The sequence below is a fragment of the Amphibacillus xylanus NBRC 15112 genome (genome assembly GCF_000307165.1).
GTDB lineage: Bacteria > Bacillota > Bacilli > Bacillales > Amphibacillaceae > Amphibacillus > Amphibacillus xylanus.
In genome coordinates, this window is record NC_018704.1 from 68,253 (window position 1) to 89,733 (window position 21,481).

General features: G+C 36.0%; 19 protein-coding genes and 1 tRNA gene. 15 read left to right on the top strand and 5 right to left on the bottom strand.

Features of this window, described 5'->3' with window-relative positions; all coding sequences use genetic code 11:
* Positions 1 to 5 precede the first annotated feature (5 nt).
* From AXY_RS00340 to AXY_RS00355, 4 genes are all read right to left on the bottom strand, one after another.
* The gene (locus AXY_RS00340) at positions 6 to 986 is read right to left on the bottom strand and encodes a polyprenyl synthetase family protein (protein WP_015008807.1); all 981 of its coding nucleotides are present in this window, start codon (positions 984 to 986) and stop codon (positions 6 to 8) included.
* A 24-nt stretch (positions 987 to 1,010) separates the two neighbouring features.
* Entirely contained in the window at positions 1,011 to 1,538 is a 528-nt protein-coding gene (locus AXY_RS00345; protein ID WP_015008808.1) for a Gx transporter family protein, read from the bottom strand.
* A 27-nt stretch (positions 1,539 to 1,565) separates the two neighbouring features.
* On the bottom strand, positions 1,566 to 1,988 hold the full coding sequence (locus AXY_RS00350) for a NusG domain II-containing protein (protein WP_015008809.1): 423 nt from the start codon (positions 1,986 to 1,988) through the stop codon (positions 1,566 to 1,568).
* 189 nt (positions 1,989 to 2,177) lie between these two features.
* Positions 2,178 to 4,040, bottom strand: a complete 1,863-nt coding sequence (locus AXY_RS00355; protein WP_015008810.1) for an FAD-dependent oxidoreductase — start codon at positions 4,038 to 4,040, stop codon at positions 2,178 to 2,180.
* A gap of 352 nt (positions 4,041 to 4,392) precedes the next feature.
* Between AXY_RS00355 and AXY_RS00360 the strand changes: the two genes are divergently transcribed.
* From AXY_RS00360 to AXY_RS00380, 5 genes are read left to right on the top strand one after another with little or no spacing between them, the layout of a single operon-like run.
* Entirely contained in the window at positions 4,393 to 5,433 is a 1,041-nt protein-coding gene (locus AXY_RS00360; protein WP_015008811.1) for an FAD:protein FMN transferase, read from the top strand.
* A gap of 14 nt (positions 5,434 to 5,447) precedes the next feature.
* Positions 5,448 to 6,389, top strand: coding sequence for a 1,4-dihydroxy-2-naphthoate polyprenyltransferase (gene menA, locus AXY_RS00365; RefSeq protein ID WP_015008812.1), 942 nt, complete (start codon positions 5,448 to 5,450; stop codon positions 6,387 to 6,389).
* Positions 6,390 to 6,396: 7 nt separating this feature from the next.
* A complete protein-coding gene (locus AXY_RS00370) occupies positions 6,397 to 7,221 on the top strand; it encodes an energy-coupling factor transporter ATPase (protein WP_015008813.1) in 825 nt (274 codons plus the stop codon).
* Positions 7,212 to 8,069 (top strand): energy-coupling factor transporter ATPase, encoded by an 858-nt coding sequence (locus AXY_RS00375; protein WP_015008814.1) that lies wholly within the window; start codon positions 7,212 to 7,214, stop codon positions 8,067 to 8,069. The genes AXY_RS00370 and AXY_RS00375 overlap by 10 nt, the downstream gene beginning before the upstream one ends.
* Entirely contained in the window at positions 8,066 to 8,887 is an 822-nt protein-coding gene (locus AXY_RS00380) for an energy-coupling factor transporter transmembrane component T family protein (RefSeq protein ID WP_015008815.1), read from the top strand. Before AXY_RS00375 ends, AXY_RS00380 begins: the two co-directional genes overlap by 4 nt.
* Before the next feature lie 46 nt (positions 8,888 to 8,933).
* Here the strand turns inward: AXY_RS00380 and AXY_RS00385 are convergent.
* A tRNA-Met gene (locus AXY_RS00385) sits at positions 8,934 to 9,007 on the bottom strand.
* A 203-nt stretch (positions 9,008 to 9,210) separates the two neighbouring features.
* Between AXY_RS00385 and spoIIE the strand changes: the two genes are divergently transcribed.
* The 10 genes from spoIIE (at position 9,211) to cysK (ending at position 21,406) form a co-directional block, all read left to right on the top strand.
* Positions 9,211 to 11,634, top strand: coding sequence for a stage II sporulation protein E (gene spoIIE, locus AXY_RS00390; RefSeq protein WP_041450209.1), 2,424 nt, complete (start codon positions 9,211 to 9,213; stop codon positions 11,632 to 11,634).
* Between the two features lie 87 nt (positions 11,635 to 11,721).
* Complete coding sequence (locus tag AXY_RS00395) at positions 11,722 to 12,459, top strand: vWA domain-containing protein (RefSeq protein WP_015008817.1); 738 nt, start codon at positions 11,722 to 11,724, stop codon at positions 12,457 to 12,459.
* Positions 12,425 to 13,357, top strand: a complete 933-nt coding sequence (locus AXY_RS00400; protein ID WP_041450058.1) for a protein kinase domain-containing protein — start codon at positions 12,425 to 12,427, stop codon at positions 13,355 to 13,357. The genes AXY_RS00395 and AXY_RS00400 overlap by 35 nt, the downstream gene beginning before the upstream one ends.
* Before the next feature lie 123 nt (positions 13,358 to 13,480).
* Complete coding sequence (gene tilS / locus AXY_RS00405) at positions 13,481 to 14,884, top strand: tRNA lysidine(34) synthetase TilS (protein ID WP_015008819.1); 1,404 nt, start codon at positions 13,481 to 13,483, stop codon at positions 14,882 to 14,884.
* A gap of 10 nt (positions 14,885 to 14,894) precedes the next feature.
* Positions 14,895 to 15,437 (top strand): hypoxanthine phosphoribosyltransferase, encoded by a 543-nt coding sequence (gene hpt, locus AXY_RS00410; RefSeq protein ID WP_015008820.1) that lies wholly within the window; start codon positions 14,895 to 14,897, stop codon positions 15,435 to 15,437.
* A 207-nt stretch (positions 15,438 to 15,644) separates the two neighbouring features.
* Positions 15,645 to 17,651 carry an ATP-dependent zinc metalloprotease FtsH gene (gene ftsH / locus AXY_RS00415; RefSeq protein ID WP_015008821.1) on the top strand — a complete coding sequence of 669 codons (2,007 nt, stop codon included), beginning with the start codon at positions 15,645 to 15,647 and terminating at the stop codon, positions 17,649 to 17,651.
* A 204-nt stretch (positions 17,652 to 17,855) separates the two neighbouring features.
* Positions 17,856 to 18,623: a type III pantothenate kinase gene (locus AXY_RS00420; RefSeq protein ID WP_015008822.1), complete on the top strand. Its 768-nt coding sequence runs from the start codon at positions 17,856 to 17,858 to the stop codon at positions 18,621 to 18,623.
* Positions 18,624 to 18,638: 15 nt separating this feature from the next.
* Positions 18,639 to 19,520 carry an Hsp33 family molecular chaperone HslO gene (gene hslO, locus AXY_RS00425; protein WP_015008823.1) on the top strand — a complete coding sequence of 294 codons (882 nt, stop codon included), beginning with the start codon at positions 18,639 to 18,641 and terminating at the stop codon, positions 19,518 to 19,520.
* Positions 19,521 to 19,522: 2 nt separating this feature from the next.
* Positions 19,523 to 20,419, top strand: coding sequence for a peptidylprolyl isomerase (locus AXY_RS00430; protein ID WP_015008824.1), 897 nt, complete (start codon positions 19,523 to 19,525; stop codon positions 20,417 to 20,419).
* Positions 20,420 to 20,482: 63 nt separating this feature from the next.
* On the top strand, positions 20,483 to 21,406 hold the full coding sequence (gene cysK, locus AXY_RS00435) for a cysteine synthase A (RefSeq protein WP_015008825.1): 924 nt from the start codon (positions 20,483 to 20,485) through the stop codon (positions 21,404 to 21,406).
* Positions 21,407 to 21,481: the final 75 nt, after the last annotated feature.

Consider the following 21,481-nt stretch of genomic DNA (forward strand, 5'->3'; position numbering starts at 1 on the left):
AGCCATTAGGTTGTTCGCTTTAATAATTGTTGGGTTAATTGATAGAGTGTATCTTTGTAATCCCCATCAGGTAGTTTGTTTAATTGTTGAAGAGCCTTATTTGTATATCTGCGCGCGATATTTTGAGCTTTTTCGATTCCCTGAGCTTGATTGATGAGATTCATCAGTTGATTTATATCGTTGTTTGTTAGTGGTTCTTCTTTATCAAGTATAGCTGTAACAGCATTTTTATCATACTGCATCGTATAAATTAATGGTAAAGTGTATATCCCTTGTTTAGCATCTGCCATTACGGGTTTCCCCATCTTTTCCCCATCACCTAAATAATCTAGAATATCATCTGTAATTTGATAAGCCATACCAATATAATGTCCCATGTTCCAAGCTCTTCGGGCAATTTGTCTACTAGCTTTACTCTCAACCGCCCCAATATAACAGCTTAGAGCAAAGAGGTGTGCTGTTTTACCAGAGATTCTCGACAAATAGTTTTTGACGCTAGTAGGGGGCTGGAATCTAGAATGAAGCTGTTCTAATTCACCAGATAAGATTTTCTCCATGCTACGTGTGTTATACGATATTGTTGATAAAGAATCTGCATAACTAGACATTATAGAGAAGCAGACAGAGAATAAATAATCTCCTGCATAAATAGCAAATTTATTATCGTACAATTCATGTAATGTGGCGTTTCCTCTTCGCGTTTCTGCCTGATCGATGACATCATCATGGACAAGAGTTGCAATGTGTAAAGTTTCTAACGCTGCTGCTATTGCTATTGCTTTATCCTCATCTTGTTCCGGACCAATTTCACTACATAGTATTGCGTATGCGGGTCTTAGTAATTTACCACCAGAATTTATTACATCATTAATAATTCCTTTAATATTTTGATCTTTAATTCGAATATGTGAGTGAATCACTTGATTAACTTTTGCTAACCTTTTCCTCAGCTCGGGATAACCATGCCAAAATGGATGGATTTCCATGTAAAAACCTTCTTTCATTGTCGATTAAGTTGATTTTAAGTACATATAGTAATGTAATCGATCAACATGTTTTAATAAGTAATTTGCCGTAATTCCTATTGCAAGTCCTGTTAATATTCCAATCACGGATTGCACAGGTAAATAAAGCATGACGGCGAATGTTTGTGCAATCCAACTGGCAATAAACAATTGTCCAACATTATGGAAAACCGCTCCGGCCATACTAACGCCAATAAGACTGATAGGAAGGAATTTTATCTTCTTAATGAAAAGCATCGAGATAAAGCTAAATAATGCTCCAGTAGCACTATAAATGAATGTAGATAGCGTTCCGCCTAGTAATGTGGCCAGTACAATGCGAATGAGTACAACTTTGGCAGCATCTTTGACTGTTAACGTATACAAAGCGATACATGTAATAATATTTGCCAGACCAATTTTAGCTCCAGGCATAAAGAAAAATGGAGACGGGATTGAACGTTCAATTAAACTAATTATAACAGCTTGAGCCGCTAATAAAGCAATATAAACAAGTCGTTGGTTTCTAGTCATTTACTCACCACCATCATATATAGGCATTTAAGAACTGATAATGTCGACTTGATCTAGTTCAGGAGTATCTTCACCAAAATTTTGGATTTCTATCACAAGTTGATGTGGCAAACAAATGATTGTTTGTCCAACTCGACTAATAAACCCAGTTCTGACGCAAACTTGATCATGACAAGTTGCGCTTTTTATTTGAATCTGTCCATTAACGATTTCAACCGTGTTCGTTTCATGATCATGCGTATGGATATCAAACGTTTCATTTCCTTCATGGTCAGATAGGTTAATTTCATAAAGAACTTCATTTTCTAAAGAAATAACAGCAACTAGCTTCTCTCCATCAATTTGTGCTTGTTGCCAAGTGAAGATGGCAATTGGGGAGAAGGAAATTAATAAGAGTAGAATGATGATGATTAAATCGCCAATTTTTAATGTATCGAGAAGTTCTTTCATTTGCTGCCCCCATTTCAGACTGATAATTATCAGGGTTAATTATTTGTAAAGAACGAAATTTTTGGGTCATATGTCTAAGCTTAAAATTAGTCGTAACATAATAATTATACATGATAAAAATAAGATAGCGAGAGACTCTTTATAAAAGAGCCTTTCGCTGATCAATTTTAAAAATATTTAATTAAACAATTACTTGTCTCGATAGATCGATTGTTCTTTTCCGTACCAGAAGCGGCCTAATTTATTTTGAACATATGGAATTACCCAGTAATCAAGACCGAACGTTCTACCTGATCCATTCATTAAAGCGATAGACGCTGGTAGAGCCCAAACTTTATCCCAACCAAGCATAGCAGATAGAGTAAACATTGTTAGGAAAGCAACACTTGCTGCGTTAGCTAACCATGTAAATAAACCAAAGATAATTGCAAGACCAATCGCGATTTCAATGAATACCATCATTTTTTGCATAAATAGAGCTACTTCAACATTTGGCATCATAATTTCCATGATCCAAGCAAACCAACCAGGCATTTCACTTAAGATAGGCTCTGCCCAATCTGTTGCTGCGTCTGTTGCACCACTAGTAGGATCTTGTAGCCAAGGGTATGTCATGTTTACAGTTGACGTACGTAACCATGAGTCCTCACCAATACCTTTAAATAACAATGGTAAGTCACTAAAGCTTGAAGTTGCTTTCTGCCAGATTTCCTGACCCCATAATTTAGCGCCACCTTCTGCTAACCAAAAGGCACCGACAAATATACGAAGTGGTAAGCTCCAAAGGACATTTCCATAACGTGTTAAGAGATTACGGAATATATTACGTTTGTCTCTCGTTTGGAAGAATTCGTGTTGTACATATTTAAACATGTAGTATCCACTGCCAATTGTGAATAAGTAGAATAGGTTCACAAGGTGTTTTACAAAGTTTGCAAACCATCCACTTAGGTGGATACCCATTAAGTTAGCCACACCATAGCGTGCACCAATTGATACCATAATACCATGGTATTTACCTTCGTAAGCAGTCTTTTCTCCGCCTGTAATATCAGCAATGATATTTTTAGCAGCAGTTGAACCTGTTTGTTCAGCAGCCTCAACAATTTGAGGTGTTGGTTTTCCTTCTTCTTCTTCAAAATATGCAAGGTCTCCAACAACATAGACACCTTCATATTGTTCAGATTCCATATACTGATTAACTTTTAGACGACGAGCATGAGCTTTTTCCATACCGTATTCTGCAGTATCAGAATTAGCTTGAATACCGGCTGTCCATGCTAATGTATACGTTGGAATTGTCGATTTATCCATAATAACTACTTCATCTTCACGTACTTCAACAATTGGTGAGTTTTTTAAAATTTTAACACCATTTTTAACTAAATATGCTTCTGCTTTATCCGCTTCACGGCGTTCTAGCATGTTTAAAATAGTTGTTGCTGCTTCTACAACGTATAGAGTAATTTCTTCTGGATCAATCTTATTGTCTATTGCTAAACGATCTCTCCACTCAATAAATTCACCGACTAATTCAATTCCAGTAAAGCCAGATCCACAAACAACAAATGTAAGCATAGCACGACGCTTAGCCTCATTATGTTCTACTGCTGCAGCTGCTACTGTTTTTTCAATATGAGATCTTAATCTAATTGCATCTTCAAATGACCATAATGTGAAGGCATGTTCTTTAACGCCTGGAGTTTTAAAGTCATTTGGCTCTGCACCCATTCCTAAGATTAAGTAATCAAATGGATACTCACCGTTTTCAGTTTTTACGGTTTTTGTATCATGATCAACATGAGTCACATTATCTGTGACAAGATTTACTTTTGTGCGATTAAATAAACGTCGCAGGTCAAACTGAATGGCATCCGGTTCAACGCGATGTGTCGCTACTTCGTGCAATTCTGTCATCATCGTATGGTAAGAGTGGCGGTCAATTAAAGTAATTGAGATAGAATCATCTTTTTTAAACTTTTTAGCTAATTTCTTAGCTGCATGGACACCAGCATATCCAGCACCGATGATAACAATGTTTTTGTTAGCCATTGTTTTCCTCTCCTCTATTAAAAATTTATAAATACAAAGTGTAAACAGTGTGAATAACTGAACAACGATAACTATTGTAGCCTTGTTTTGTAGCCTTGTCTAGGGTTTTTAAAGATTTTATATAAAAAATAGTGTAAAGTTTACATAGTTTTTATATTTGCGAAATAAATAACACGAAAAAGGGCGATAAATGTATTCACTTCTCTAATAAAACACGTTAAAATGAGGCATGTATTTAGAAACAAAAACTGTTAACATTATTCGAAAATTATCAAAACATGTTATTTTAGTATAGTTAAATAAGATTTGGTTAGTATGTTTTAAAATCGGCTATTAAGGAGAGATATGTTAAATGATTAAACATAAATTATTATGCGTCGTATTTATCTGCCTATTCATGTTGACAGCTTGCTCAACGGATGGGAATAATTTACTCGATTCGCCACATAAGCAAACTAAGTTCTTATTGGGGACGATTGTTAATTTAAGCGTATATGATGCAGATAAAGAATATGTGATTGAAAAGGCAATGGATCTCATTGAAGAATTAGAGTATGTAATTAGTGATGAGATTAAAGGCACTGAGGTTGATCAAATTAATCAACATGCAGGAGTCAAGCCGATTTCAGTGTCGGACGAGCTTTATTATTTAATCGAACAAAGTATTGCCTATGGTGAAAAATCAGATGGTGGATTTGATGTCACGGTAGGTCCATTAACGAATTTATGGCGAATTGGCTATGATGATGCGAGAAAACCAGAACTAGATGAGATTGAACAGGTATTGCCATTAATAGATGATCAGAAAATTCAACTGAACCCGGAAGATCAATCCGTATTTTTAATGGAAAAAGGGATGCAACTTGATTTTGGTGCGATTGCTAAGGGCTATATTACCGATCAGGTACATGAACTATTTCTTGCTGAAAATGTTACCTCAGCAATTATTGATTTAGGTGGAAATATATTTGTAATGGGAAATCGTTCAAATGGCGATAAATGGTCAGTAGGAATCCAAAATCCATTTCTAGCACGTGGTGAGATTATTGGAGGAATCAAGGCGACAGATCAGTCAATTGTTACATCAGGTATATATGAGCGATATCTAGAGGTTGATGGGGTCAAGTATCACCATTTATTAGATCCAACTACAGGATATCCTTTTGATAATGAGATTGCGGGTGTAACAATAGTAAGTAAAGCATCAATTGACGGAGACGCTTTATCGACAGTTGTATTTGCCAAGGGTCTGGAAGAAGGAAAAGCTTTTATTGAATCCTTTGATGGGGCTGAGGCGATTTTCATTACAAAGGATCGGCAGGTTGTGTTAAGTACAGGTTTAGCTGATCAATTCGAATTGACGAACGATCAATTTGAGATTATAGAGAATTAGAAAGAAGGATAAAGATGTCATTTAAAGTGTTTTTAAAACTAGCTGAAATTCAAACGAAAATAGCAAGCTTCTTCCCGTTTTTAATTGGAGCGTTATTTGTTACGTATCGTTATCAAAGTTTTGACTGGAGAAATACGCTTATTTTCTTTGTTGCGCTACTTTTATTTGATTTAACAACAACAGTAATTAATAACTATATGGATTATAAAAAGGCGAGTTCTGAACAATATCGTCGAGAGCATAACATTATTAGTCAGGAGAGCATCCCGTTACCACTTGTTAGGTTAACAATCATGACGATGCTCATCATATCAACTGGCTTAGGAATTTGGCTTGTTTACAGAACAGATTTATTAGTGTTATTTATCGGTATGCTAAGCTTTGCTATTGGGATCTTTTATACTTTCGGACCGATTCCACTGTCACGAATGCCGTTAGGGGAAGTGTTTTCAGGCGTGACAATGGGCTTTGGTATTATATTTCTAACGATTTATATTAATGCTTATACTGAAGGGATTGCTAATCTCAGTTTCGGAGCAGGCATCGCTCAACTTAATGTGAACCTATTATTGCTGTTAGAAATTGCATTGGTTTCTTTGCCTAGTGTGTTGACGATTTCCAACCTTATGCTAGCCAATAATATTTGCGATTTAGAAGAAGATATTAAAAACCATCGCTTTACCTTGCCTTATTACATTGGGAAAAAGAACGCGGTTTATCTCTTTAACCTACTGTATATCCTTGTCATTTTAAGTATTATTGTTGCAGTAGCTTTAGATATATATCCAGTAGTTTTATTAGGTATTGTGCTAATTATTTTTCCGTTATTTAAAAATATTAAAGCTTTCAACAAGGAACAAATTAAGCATAAAACATTTTCAGTAGCAGTAAAAAACTTAGTACTGATTAACGGGGCAATAGTTGTGTTGCTATCAATAGCATTACTTTGGATGTGATTAAGTGATGAATAGAAACGGACAAGAGGAAATCGTAACATTTGAAAATGTGTCATATCGGTATGATCTTAGAAGTGAACAATATGCATTATCGGATGTTACTTTTTCGGTAAAGCGTGGTGAATGGCTAACGGTATTAGGAGCCAATGGATCAGGAAAATCTACGCTTGCAAGATTAATGGTCGGTTTAGCAAATCCGGAATCAGGTTCAATCCTAGTCGATGGACAGTCTTTCGATCAATCAAGCAGATCCAATTTATTAGGAAAGATTGGCATTGTGTTTCAGAATCCGGATAATCAATTTATTGGCACAACTGTTCAGGATGATGTCGCTTTTAGTCTTGAAAATTTAAACTTACCTTACGAAGAGATGAAAATTAGAGTAGAGAAAGCTCTAAAGCTAGTAGGGATGTATGAGTTAAGAGAAAAAGACCCATCTCAATTGTCGGGTGGCCAAAAGCAACGAGTTGCGATCGCAGGAGTGTTGGCACTAGAACCAGAAATCATGATATTTGATGAAGCGTTTATTATGTTAGATCCCAAAAGTCGAAAACAGCTCTTATATGACCTTAAATTGATTCAACAACAGTATAGGCTAACTGTGATCTCAATTACACATGATCATTTTGAAACAACATTAGCAGATCGATTACTTGTACTATCTGAAGGTAAAATTAAAGATCAAGGTGATCTTCGAGATGTTTTTATGCGTAATAAGGGGATTACCCCTCCATTTTCTGAGCAATTCCGTAGAAAACTGAAGCAACGAGGGATTCAAGTGCCCGATAGGTATATGACAAATGATGAATTGGTGGAATGGCTATGCAAATAAAATTTGATCAAGTTAAAGCTGATTATCAATTAGGCCCAATTCGTGCCATGAATATTATTGATGATTTTTCACTTCAGATCTCTCAGGGGACATTTTCAGCAGTTATAGGAAAAACAGGTGCTGGGAAGACAAGTATGCTTAAACTAATCAATGGATTATTGATCCCTTCGTCAGGATCGGTACAAGTTGAAGAAGTCACGATCAATAAACAAACTAAGAATTCAGAGTTAAATAAGATTAGAAAGCGTGTCGGGATGGTTTTTCAGTTTCCTGAGAATCAGCTTTTTGCTGAAACGGTAGCAGATGATATTGCCTTTGGTCCGAAAAATTTTGGTTTCACACGTGATCAAGTTGATCGAGTTGTGTTAGATAGTCTTAAGCAAGTCGGGTTAAGTGAAGATCTTTTATCGAGATCGCCATTTTCATTATCAGGAGGACAAAAGAGGCGTGTGGCATTAGCGGGTGTTCTTGCAACAAGACCTGATATTTTAGTATTAGACGAACCTGGAGCAGGTTTAGACTCAGAAGGAAAACAGGAAATTTTCTCATTACTAAAAACGTTAAATCAAACTGAATCGATGACGATTTTAGTTGTGACGCATGATATGAATGACGTCTTAAAATATGCTGATTATGTATTATTAATGGATAAGGGTAAATTAGTTTGCTATGAAGAGATTGAATCATTCTTTAGTAATCAGAGTCAGCTGGAAAGGTGGGATCTTGACCTACCGGATGTCGTTCATCTGCAACGACAAATAGAGCAAAAAACTGGGATACAGTTTAAAAGAGTCTCACTATCAAAATCTATGTTAATTGATCAACTTATTGAGGAAAAATTATTATGAACAAATTAATCTTAGGACGGTATTTCCCGGGGAATTCATTAATACATCAACTTGATCCACGAGCAAAGCTATGCTTAGCCATTTATTTTATTGCGTTGTTATTTTTTGTGAACTCGATTGTTGGATATTTATTAATGATTGGATTTGTGTTTTGTGTCATTAAATTAACTGGCGTGTCAGTTCGTATCTACTTAAGAGGAATTAGGCCGTTAATATGGCTCATTTTAATGGCTGTCTTTTTTCGAGTGATCTTTACAGCAGGTGGTACAATATTTGTCAGTAAAGGACCGATAGCCATTTCAAGTTATGGATTACTATTAGGTTTTTATACTTTCAATCGATTTGTATTAATTATACTCATCTCAACAGTTTTGACGTTAACGACAAAGCCTGTCGATTTAACAGATGCCATTGATGCTCTATTAAAGCCGCTTCGCCTTATTGGGATCTCGACATCAGAATTTTCATTAATGCTATCAATATCATTACGTTTTATACCGAATTTACTAGATGAGACGCAGAAAGTACTTGATGCTCAACGTGCTAGAGGAGTTGAGTTTGGTGAAGGACGGCTAACGGAACAAATGAAGAAAATAGTTCCATTAATTATCCCACTATTTTCAAGTTCATTGAAACGGGCTGAGGAAATGGCTGATGTGTTAGAAGTAAGAGGTTATCAACCGGGTCAGAAGCGTTCAAGTTTCCGCCGGTTATCTTGGCAGATGCGCGATACAATTAGCCTCGTGCTGATGGGCTGTTTAACAATTGGAGTGGTCGTGTTAAATCAATTAACTTTATTCGAACGGTGGATCTATTAAAAAAAGTGTTTCAACTAAATTTAGTTGAAACACTTTTTTGTTTTAGTAGCGGCGGAGGGAGTCGAACCCACGACCTTTCGGGTATGAACCGAACGCTCTCGCCAGCTGAGCTACACCGCCATCATATAATTTTTAAAAGACACAAGTGATATCATACAATAGCATTTAAACTATGTCAATAGATTTTTTGAAAATAATTAATAAAGTGTCAATAGAAAATGTCGAAGGATTCTTTTGATTCGAACTGAAATTTTGACAAATTATCTCTGTTAGTTGTGTTTTAATAGACAACATACTAATAAAGAGGTGAGCGGACAGTGGCAATGATTTCAAATCTAGTAGAAGAAAAACATAATAATACTCGTCGTAAAAAAAGACTTGAACATATTTATCAAATAATTAAAGAAAAGGATATTTTAATATTAGTCGTTGCCTTTTTGCTTGGAAGAGCAGTCATTTTAAGTGAGTTAACGCCTTTTTCACTAGCTTATTTAGTAAGTGTCTGGTTAGTAAAGAAGGAACGTTGTCGTTTAGTTATATTAGTTAGTTTACTGGGTGCAGTTACTATCAGTATTTCAAACAGCTTAATTATTATGATTAGTTTTTTATTTTTTGGCTTTTTCGTCTCGCTGGGAGTGCTTGTTGAGTCAAAAAAGTATTTACCTTATATCGTATTCATCTCAAACTTTTTAAGTAGGGTTGCCTATACGACGTTAACTAGTAATTGGACAGGCTATGGGATTTTTATTTCTTTTGTTGAATCATTATTATGTGCAGTACTTGTTTTAATCTTTATCCAAAGCACACCATTACTAACACCTAAACGATATAAAGTAAGCCTGAAAAATGAAGAGTTAATTTCCTTCGTGATTCTATTTACTTCTGTTCTTGCTGGTTTATCTGGTTTGGTGATAAAGGGAGTAAATCTCGACTACATTGTTTCAAGATATTTAATCCTATTATTCGCTTTTACAGGTGGGCCAACAATAGGTGCGACTGTCGGTGTAGTCATTGGGTTAATTTTAAGTTTGGTTAATGAGCCAACTTTAGCACAAATGAGTTTACTTGCTTTTAGTGGTTTGTTAGGTGGATTGATGAAGGATGGTAAAAGGTTAACCGTCAGTTTAGGGTTACTTATTGGTACCTTTTTATTAGGGTTTTATGGTTCAGAAGGAGGTCAACTCTTTCCGTCAATGATTTCTACGTTACTAGCGATTATACTTTTTTCACTCACTCCAAAAAAGAGACTTGAGAGATTTGCACGCTATATACCAGGGACACATGAGCAATTTGAAGAGCAACAGCAATATCTGCAGAAGCTTAGAGACGTCACAGCAAATAGAATGGAGCAATTTTCAGATGTATTTATGGCTTTATCAAAAACTTTTACAGGCAAATTAGTTGAGCAAGCAGACTTTGAAGATGATCAAAAGGCGACAGATGAATTTTTGAGCCATGTAACTGAAAGAACTTGCCAAACGTGTTTTAAAAAAGCGTGGTGTTGGTCGGAACACTTTGATGATACGTATCACCATATGAAGCAAATGAAACGTGATCTTACAGAGAATGGAGCTGTTTCACACATGACTGAAGCCAAGTTCAATAAATTTTGTGTTAAACCGCATAAAATTGAAGCGGTTATGAAAGAGGAGCTGTCATATTATCATGCTAATCAACAACTTAGAAAGCAAGTTGGTGAAAGCCGTCGTTTTGTTGCGGATCAACTGTTAGGAGTATCTGAGGTTATGAACAACTTCGCAAAAGAGATTGTACATGAACGTGACTATCACGATCAGCAAGAACATCAAATTTTAACTGCGCTCCAATCAATCGGAATTGAGGTTGAACAACTCGATATATATTCATTAAAAAAAGGGGAAATTGATATTGAAATGACGTTATCAGTGTACCAATATCATGGTGAAGGAGAAAAGATAATTGCCCCAATACTTTCAGATATATTAGATGAAATTGTCGTTGTAAAAGAAGAGGAAGTCTCCCCGATGCCTAATGGGTACTGCTTCTTAATCTTCCACTCAGCTAAAAAGTATCAATTAGATGTTGGTGTTGCTCATGCGGCACAAAATGGAGGATTTATATCTGGTGATAGCTACTCGATTATGGAGCTTGCGGCAGGGAAATTTGCCTTAGCTATTAGTGATGGTATGGGAAATGGCAGACGGGCAAGTGAGGAAAGTATGCAGACATTAAGACTGTTGCAGCAAATATTACAATCGGGGATTGATGAACAAGTAGCGATTAAATCCATTAATTCCGTATTATCATTAAGGATGACTGACGAGGTATTCTCAACGTTAGATTTGGCGATGGTAGATTTACAAACTGCTAATGCACAATTTCTGAAAATTGGCTCAACGCCAAGCTTTGTTAAGCGTGGTAGACAAGTTATTCAAATAGAGTCTAGTAATTTACCAATCGGAATTGTTAAGGAATTTGATGTTGAGGTAGTAGAGGAACAGCTACAGGATGGAGATTTATTAATAATGACGAGTGATGGCATCTTTGAAGCACCTAAAGTCGTTGAGAATCAATCGATCTGGTTAAAGCGCATTATCAAAGAGCTTAAAACAGATGACCCACAAGATGTGGCGGATTTATTACTAGAGGAGGTTATTCGCTATTCGTCTGGTCTGATTGAGGATGATATGACCGTATTAGTAGGTAAAGTGAAGAAATTCCAATCTAAGTGGGCGACAATTCCTGCATACCAATCACAAGTTAATTAATAAACTATAAATTTCTCAAATTTAGTATATAATCATGGCCTTCTGGTGACAATGATGATAATCAAACACCAAGGAGGAATTGGAGAAATGAGAAAAGGGAAACTAAAACAAATTTTATTAATAACAGATGGTTGTTCAAATCAAGGGGAAGATCCGACTTTAGTATCAAGCTATATTAACGAGCAAGGTATTACTGTTAATGTGATCGGTGTACTTGATCAACGTCAATCAGAGTCTGATAGTCTATCAGAGGTTGAGGATATAGCCTCTGCTGGTGGTGGAGTGTGTCAAATAGTCTACCCGCAAGCACTTAGTCAAACGGTGCAAGCTGTTACGAGACAAGCAATGACACAAACACTACAAAGTGTAGTTAATCAAGAGTTACAACAGATTCTTGGTAAGCAAGAAACAATCGAGGATTTATCACCTGACCAAAGAGGTGAGGTGCTAGAAGTTGTCGAAGATTTAACGGAGACGAGTGATTTACAACTGCTAGTTTTAGTTGATACGAGTGCAAGTATGCAGAAGAAGTTACCGACTGTAAAAGAGGCACTGATAGATTTGTCAATTAGTATGAATTCAAGAATAGGGGATAATCAATTTTCAGTTTATACGTTTCCTGGAAAGAGGAAGTCGATTAATAAAGTGCTAGATTGGTCAGCTAATCTGAACAAATTAGAAGCAATTTTCCCTAAATTAACGAGCGGTGGAATGACACCTACAGGCCCCGCACTAAAAGAAGCGTTATATGCATTTAGTCAAACTGGTTTATTAAGGAGTTTGAGAAGAGATGTTAAGTCAGAAGAAGTCGACTTCGGCATTTAATTTGCCAGTTGGGAGTCAAATTATAGGGAAGTGGAACAAGCAGACCTATACGATCTTGCGCTTACTTGGAAAAGGGGCGATTGGTGCAGTCTATTTAGTTAAAAATAGAGATGGTCAATTTGCTGCGTTAAAAATTAGCGATCAAATAGCATCAATCTCTTCTGAAGTCAACGTATTAAAAAAACTCACTAAGGTCCATGGGTCAACCCCAGGACCTTCTTTGTTTGATACTGATGATTGGATTAGTAGAAGCGGTCAAAGTTATCCTTTCTATACTATGGAGTATGTACACGGTGAACGGCTTGATCAGTTTATTTCAAGCAAAGGAATTGATTGGCTCGCTGTCTTACTTTGTCAGTTGTTATCAGAATTAGAGAAACTTCATCAATTAGGGTTTGTCTTAGGGGATTTAAAGATAGACAACTTAATTGTAACGAAAAGTCCAATCCGACTTCGCTTTATTGATGTAGGTGGTGTCACATCATTTGGTCGATCAGTTAAAGAATATACTGACTTTTATGATAGAGGATATTGGAAATTTGGTGATCGAAAGGCAGAACCAAAATATGATTTGTTTTCTTTAGCGATGGTAGCAATACATTGTGTGTATCCTAATCAATTCAAAAAAACTGATCAACCTAGGCGACAACTGTTAAATAAACTAAAGCAGTCTAAGTCTTTAGCAAATTATCAGTTGTTTTTAGAACGAGCTCTATTAGGGAAGTATAAAAGTTGTTTCGAGATGAAGCGGGATTTAGAAAAATACCATTTAAGAAGAATGCAAAGAAGGCAACCTAATCAATCACTTGCAAACTATGATAATCAGGTCAGTTGGATTGAAATTGTAATCTTATCTATGATTAGTTTGATAACGGGTTTAATTAGTTATTTATTCTAGCTGTTACTCTGTATTTAATAGATAGCAATTAACAGTTAATTTTAGTCATGCATTGCTTTAAAATCATGATTTTTTTTGATACGATAGTTAGCAGAATATATCAAATTTAAAGAAGGTATTAATATGCTAGTGACAGAAGTTGATCGCTATATTGAAAAACATCAGCTAATTAAGCCCAATTCAAAGATTATGATTGGTGTTTCAGGCGGACCTGATTCAATGGCCTTACTTCATTATTTGTTAACAAAACGAAGTTTATTTAATTTGGACTTAATTGCCGTTACGGTAGAGCATGGGTTAAGAGGAGAAGCGTCGCTTCAAGATGTAGAGTACGTTAGGAATTACTGTTTACAAAATCAAATCCAATTTGAAACGAAGCAAATAAACGTCAAAGAGTATCAAAAAGCTCATAAATTAGGTACTCAAGAAGCTTCGAGGATTTTAAGATATCAAGCGTTTAATCAGCTGATGAAAAGTTATCAAGCTGATTATTTAGCTTTAGCCCATCATGCAGACGACCAGGTAGAAACTGTCTTTATGCGATTAACTAGAGGGACACATCTTGATTCTTTACAAGGGATAAAAAACAAACGCGATTTTTCTACAGGAGTTTTGATTCGGCCATTTTTGTCAATCACTAAAGAGACGATTGAGCAATACTGTGAACAACAGGGGATCATACCAAGGCGTGATCAATCGAATGAACAAGATACCTATACGAGAAATTACTTTCGCCTACACGTCTTACCACTATTAAAACAAAAGAATCCAAATTTAACTGAAACAATTTTGCATATGACTGATAAAATAGCAGAAGATAGTCAATATTTAAATATTCAAGCAAAAAAATTAAGTCAAGAACTGTTAACTTTTTCGCGTAACCCCAAAAAGGTAACCGTTCGAATTAATGACTTAATAAAACACCCTCGTGCTTTACAAAGAAGGTTGTTTCATCTAATATTAGAATATCTATATGAAGAGCTACCAGATCGGTTAAATTATAGACACGAAAATCAATTCTTTGACTTAATTAATCATCATCAAGCCAGTCTATCTATTGATTTGCCACTACAATTAGAAATGATTAAGTCATATCAATTCGTAACCTTTCAATTTAAAGAGGATACGAAAAAGAACTATCACATTCCATTGATAATTCCAGGAAAAATGGCATTACCAAATCATGATGAATTAATTACAGAAGTAGTTGATACGATTGAATCAACAGAAGATACCCGATCTATTTTTTACATTCCGATTATTAACGGTCAATTACCTGATTTGTCCGTTCGGTCTCGTCTACCAGGAGATCGAATTTACTTAGTTCACCTTAACGGTAGGAAAAAAGTTAGCAGAATCTTTATAGATGAAAAAATACCTTTAGCTAAGCGAGAACAATGGCCAATTTTAATAACGGGGGATAATCATATTCTTTGGGTCGTTGGTCTTGAAAAAAGTGATCGCTATATGCAAGTAGAGGCAACACAATATTTGAAGATAACACATCGAGAGAACATCGATTTTTAGGAGGGCTTTTATGCACAATGATATTGAAAAAATACTTGTAACAGAAGAAGAAATTCAAGAGAAATGTCGGGAATTAGGGAAACAACTAGCGGAAGAATATAAAGATAGATTCCCGTTAGCCATTGGCGTTTTAAAAGGTGCATTACCATTTATGTCAGACATTCTTCGACATATGGATACGTATCTTGAAATGGATTTTATGGATGTCTCTAGTTACGGCGGTGGCACAACTTCATCTGGAGAAGTGAAAATTGAAAAAGATCTAAATACTAAAGTTGAAGGTCGAGATTTGTTGATCATTGAAGATATTATTGATTCAGGTCTGACACTTAGCTATTTAGTTGATCTGTTCAAATACCGCAAGGCACGTTCGATTAAAATTGTTACTTTACTAGATAAACCTGCGGGCAGAACGGTTGATATAAAAGCAGACGTGGTTGGTTTTAAAGTACCTAATGAATTTGTTGTTGGATATGGTTTAGATTATCAAGAGAAATACCGTAACCTCCCTTATATTGGTGTGTTAAAACCACATGTATATGGTGCAGAATAAATCTGATTGCACTTTGCATAGAATGACTAAAGTAAGTTGAAGTATTTAACGTTAATTTAGAAATTGTAAATGATGATTATTGAAATACCAATGAGAGTAGCATAAATGCACGTGATTATAGAAATAATAGTGGCAATATATTTGTCAGGACTGTTTTTTCTATGGTACGATGTACTGTAGTTTTCTCGTTTTGGGAGGAGGAAAGTAATGAAGCGTTTAACGCGAAATTTAATTTTTTATTTTGTTATTTTTCTTGTCATTATTTCTGCTATGCAGTTAATAACAGGGCAAGTCAATAGAACAAAAGAATTAAAATTTAATGAATTTGTTGAAGTATTGAGCAATGAAGAAATTGAAAGTATGGAAATGCGTCCGTCAAACGGTGTTATGCGAGTGACGGGTGTCCTTAATGATAAGGATAAAACTGAATTTATTACTAATGTTCCTGATAATCCGGACATTGTAGCGAGTATAACGGTGCAAGGTTCAAATCTCGGTGTTCTTGAAATTAAAGAAGAAGAGCAACCAAGTCCGTGGGTGAGCTTCTTACTCACTTTAGCACCATTCATTATTGTGATTGTCATCTTTGTCTTCTTAATGAATAATTCGCAGGGCGGCGGCAACAAGGTAATGAACTTTGGTAAGAGTAGAGCTAAAATGTATCGAGAAGATAAGAAAAAAGTTCGCTTTGAAGATGTTGCTGGTGCAGATGAAGAAAAGCAAGAGCTTGTTGAAGTTGTTGACTTCTTAAAAGATCCACGGAAATTTACTGCCATTGGTGCAAAAATTCCTAAAGGGATGCTGTTAGTCGGTCCTCCGGGAACGGGTAAAACTTTACTTGCCAGAGCAGTAGCTGGAGAAGCTGGAGTACCATTCTTCTCAATTAGTGGTTCAGACTTTGTTGAAATGTTTGTAGGTGTGGGTGCTTCACGTGTTCGAGATTTATTCGAAAATGCTAAAAAGAATGCCCCATGTATTATATTTATTGATGAGATTGACGCCGTTGGTCGCCAGCGTGGAGCTGGAGTAGGTGGAGGTCATGATGAACGAGAACAAACTTTAAACCAGTTGCTTGTTGAAATGGACGGTTTTGGTGATAATGAAGGGATTATTATCCTTGCAGCAACTAACAGGCCAGATATTTTAGACCCCGCATTATTACGTCCAGGTCGATTTGATCGACAAATTAGGGTTGATCGCCCTGATCTAAAAGGACGAGAGGCTATTCTAAGAGTTCATGCTCGTAATAAGCCGTTATCGCCAGAAATTGATTTAAAAACAATTGCGATGCGTACGCCTGGTTTCTCAGGTGCTGATTTAGAGAACTTATTAAATGAAGCAGCATTAGTTGCGGCAAGAACTGATAAGAAGCAAATTGAACTAGAAGATATTGACGAGGCAACAGATCGCGTTATTGCAGGTCCTGCGAAGAAGAGTCGAGTCATTTCGCAAAAAGAACGAAATATTGTTGCATATCACGAAAGTGGTCATACAATTATTGGTTTAGTTTTAGATGAAGCTGACTTGGTTCATAAGGTAACAATTGTCCCTCGTGGGCAAGCGGGTGGTTATGCTGTCATGCTTCCTCGAGAAGATCGCTATTTTATGACAAAGCCAGAGCTTCTTGATAAAGTTACAGGTTTACTAGGTGGTCGAGTAGCCGAAGAAATAATTTTTGGTGAAGTGAGCACAGGTGCACATAACGATTTCCAACGCGCAACAAGTATTGTACGTAAAATGGTTACTGAGTATGGTATGAGTGAGAAGATTGGTCCATTACAGTTTAACGGCAGTGGTGACCAAGTGTTCTTAGGCCGCGATATGCAAAGCGAAGTAGGCTATAGTGATGCGATTGCATATGAAATCGATAAAGAAATGCAAAGAATGATTAATGCTTGTTATGAAAAGGCAAGACAAATCCTAACTGAAAATAAAGATAAATTAGAGCTTATAGCTCAAACGTTATTAGAGGTTGAAACGTTGAACGAGGCTCAAATTAAATCTCTATTTGAAACAGGCAAATTGCCAGATGATGAAACTAATGCTAAAACGGAACAAGTAACACCTGTTAGCGAACAAGAATTAGCAGATGTGAAAGTAACGATTCAAGCAAAAGAAGAAGCAGAAGTTGAATCGCCTACGGTTCAAGAACAAGAACAAAGTGAACCAGACGAAAATCAAGCTGATTTATCAGACGATAACAAAAACAACTAATTAATGATAAGCCAGGTTAAACCGTGAAATAGGGTGTAACCTGGTTTTTCGTTTGAAAATGTAGATTTGACGTATAATATAGACATGTAATTTTCAAATTTTAAGTTACAACTAATTAAATGGAACTGATTGTTTTGCGAATGATAAAAAATTAAGTAAAATGAAATTATTACGGTAAGATAATAAATTAAGAGTGGTGAAGTTATGTTATTAGTTTTGGACGTAGGGAATACCAATACAGTACTTGGTCTATTTGAAGATGATCAATTAATTCATAAATGGAGAATTCAAACTGATCGTGAAAAAACAGAAGATGAGTATGCAATGCTGATTAGATCTTTATTTAAATATCAAGGGGTAAAGTTAAACGATGTTAACGATATAATTATTTCATCTGTAGTACCACCGATAATGTATGCTCTAGAAAATATGGCAAGAAGATATTTTCATGTAGAGCCAATCATCGTGGGACAGTATCCAATTGAAAAGTATTTAAAGATGACCTATCCAAATCCTAAAGAGCTTGGTGCTGACCGCATTGTAAACGCTGTTGGTGCGATAAAGGAATATGGCACACCGTTGATTATTATTGACTTCGGAACTGCAACGACTTTCTGTTATATAGATGAAACAGCTTCATACGTAGGTGGCGCAATAGTGCCTGGAATAAAGATATCCGTTGATGCGCTATATGATCGAGCAGCTAAATTGCCACGCGTAGAAATTGAACAGACGGAAAAAGTCATTGGTACTTCTACGATTGAGGCGATCCAATCCGGAGTATATTATGGCTATGTAGGCCAAGTCGATTCAGTCATTCGAAAAATTAAAGCTGAGTGTAAGCAAAACCCTAAAGTCATTGCAACTGGTGGATTGGCTGAACTTATCGGTCAACAGTCAAATGAAATCGATGTAATTGATATGTCGCTTACATTAAAAGGATTAGCGGAAATATATAAAATTGTAAAGTAAAAAGGAGTTTTGGACTTGAAAGATTACTTAATTAAAGCAACATCGTGTAACGGCACTGTTCGTGCATATGCGATTCAATCAACAGAATTAGCTGAAGAAGCAAGAAGGCGACAAGATACTTGGGCAACGGCAACTGCCGCGTTAGGTAGAACGATTACAATTACCGCCATGATGGGTACAATGTTGAAGGGCGAAGATAAGTTAACTGTCAAAATTGAAGGTGACGGTCCAACTGGGCCGATCGTGGCTGATGCGAATGCTAAGGGTGAAGCAAGGGCATATATTACTAATCCACATGTTGATTTTGATTTAAATGAAAAAGGTAAATTAGATGTTGCTCGTGCTGTCGGGACGAGTGGTTATATAAGTGTTGTTAAAGACCTTGGTTTGAAAGAACATTTTACTGGACAAGTACCAATTGTATCTGGAGAAATTAGTGAAGATTTTACTTATTATTTTGCAAGCTCTGAACAAATTCCAACCGCTGTAGGTGCAGGCGTCTTGGTCAATCCTGATCAGTCTGTATTAGCAGCAGGTGGATTTATTATTCAAGTCTTGCCAGGTACTCCTGATGAAACGGTTGACTATATTGAACAACGAATTAAATCAATACCAGCTATTTCTAAACTTATTGAGTCTGGAAAAAGCCCAGAGGATATTTTAGAAGAGATTTTTGGTAAGGAAGAAGTAAAGGTCTTAGACAAAATGCCAATTCACTTCCGTTGTACATGTTCTATCGATAGGATTAAGAATGCAATTGCGAGCATTGATGAGGAAGAGCTGAATCAAATGATTGAAGTGGATCAAGGCGCAGAAGCGACATGCCACTTCTGTAATGAAAAATATGTGTTAACGAAAGAAGAGCTGATAGAACTTAAACAATCTAAGGAGAACTAAAAATGCGCAAGTTATTAATGGGGATTATTGTTATTTTAGTCGTAACAAATATTTTAACAGTTGTATTCATGAAAAATGATAAAGAAGACTTAACTGAAGGAACAGAACCGGTTGACGAGATTGATGTGAAACAACCAGTGGCAAGTATAGATGATCAAGATATTTACTATGACGATTGGGTAGCCTATTTAGAAACAAATTACGGCGAAGAGGCCTTGGCTGAAATGATTGATCGATATGTTGTTAAAGAGTTGGCCAATCAACAAAACCTATCTGTTGATCCAAAGATAATCGATCTGGAGGTCTCTTTCTTAGCCACATTGGTTGGCCAATTACCAGAAAATAAAGTAGAAAAAATTGAGGCAGAATGGCGTGAAAACATCGAGCATCGCTTACTTACAGATATGCTATTTGCAAAAGATGTGACTATTTCAGAAGATAAGTTGCGCTCTTATTATGATAAGTATCAATCTCAGTATCAATTCTCGCATAGGGTTGAATTATCACATATCGTTGTAGAAAATCTTGAAACCGCTAATCGCGTCTATCAAGAGTTAGAAGAAGGAGCAGATTTTAAGGCATTAGCTTATGAGTACAGTATTGATGAAGATTCAAGGTCGGCTGGTGGTTATCTCGGTTTCTTTACAAAAGAGAGTAGCTTTTTACCGGTGAATTATTTTGAAAAAACAAGGGATATAGAGGAGTATCAGTTTAGTGAACCGTTTTTAAGCAGTCAAGGTTATGTCATCTTATACTTACATAGGGATTTGCCAACAATAGAATTAGGATTTAATGATTTAAAAGATTATATACGCGTTAAAATCGCAATTGAGGAATTAGAAACAACACCATCAATTAAAGATTTTTGGGATGAATTTAATATTGATTGGATATATTGACAAATAAATCCGCATAATGTATTATTAAACTAATAAGTTTACTCGGAATTAGGAGGGTGTTTAATGAAAATTGCAAATTCAATTGCAGAATTAATTGGTAATACACCGATTGTGAAGCTAAATCGTTTGACAGGATCCGAAGACGCAGAAGTTTATGCAAAGCTTGAGTATATGAATCCAGGCAGCTCAGTTAAAGACCGTATTGCATTAGCGATGATCGAAGCAGCTGAAGAAGCAGGATATTTAAATGAGAATTCAACAATTATTGAACCAACAAGTGGAAACACCGGAATAGGAATTGCCATGGTCGCTGCTATAAAAGGGTATCGTGCAATTTTAGTTATGCCGGATACTATGAGTTTAGAACGAAGAAATTTATTACGTGCTTATGGCGCAGAGCTCATTTTAACACCAGGATCAGGTGGAATGAATGCAGCTATTAAAAAGGCGAAAGAATTAAGTGAAGAGAAAGGCTACTTTATGCCTCAACAGTTCGAAAACTTTGCCAACCCACTTGTTCACGAAAGAACAACAGGAAAAGAAATTGTTGAGCAAATGGGTGATCAACTGGATGCTTTTGTTGCTGGTATTGGAACGGGTGGTACAATTACTGGTGCTGGAAAAGTATTGAAGGAAAAGTATAAGGATATTAAATTATATGCAGTTGAGCCGACAGACTCAGCAGTATTATCAGGAAAAGAACCTGGCTCTCATAAGATTCAAGGAATTGGTGCTGGTTTTATTCCTAAAGTATTAGACACAGATATTTATGATGAAATTATTACAGTAACAAATGATCAAGCATATGAAACATCACGTGAAGTGGCTAGACTTGAAGGGTTATTAGGTGGAGTCTCTTCAGGGGCTGCATTATATGCGGCTAAACAGGTTGCAAAGTCACTTGGTAAAGGAAAGAAAGTTCTAGCGATTATACCAAGTAATGGGGAGCGCTATTTATCTACTCCACTTTATCAATTTGAAGATTAATGTTTTTGAAGCAACTCTCAATTTTCTTTCGGGAGTTGCTTTTTTTATGTAAAATAATGTTATGATATAGTGAGA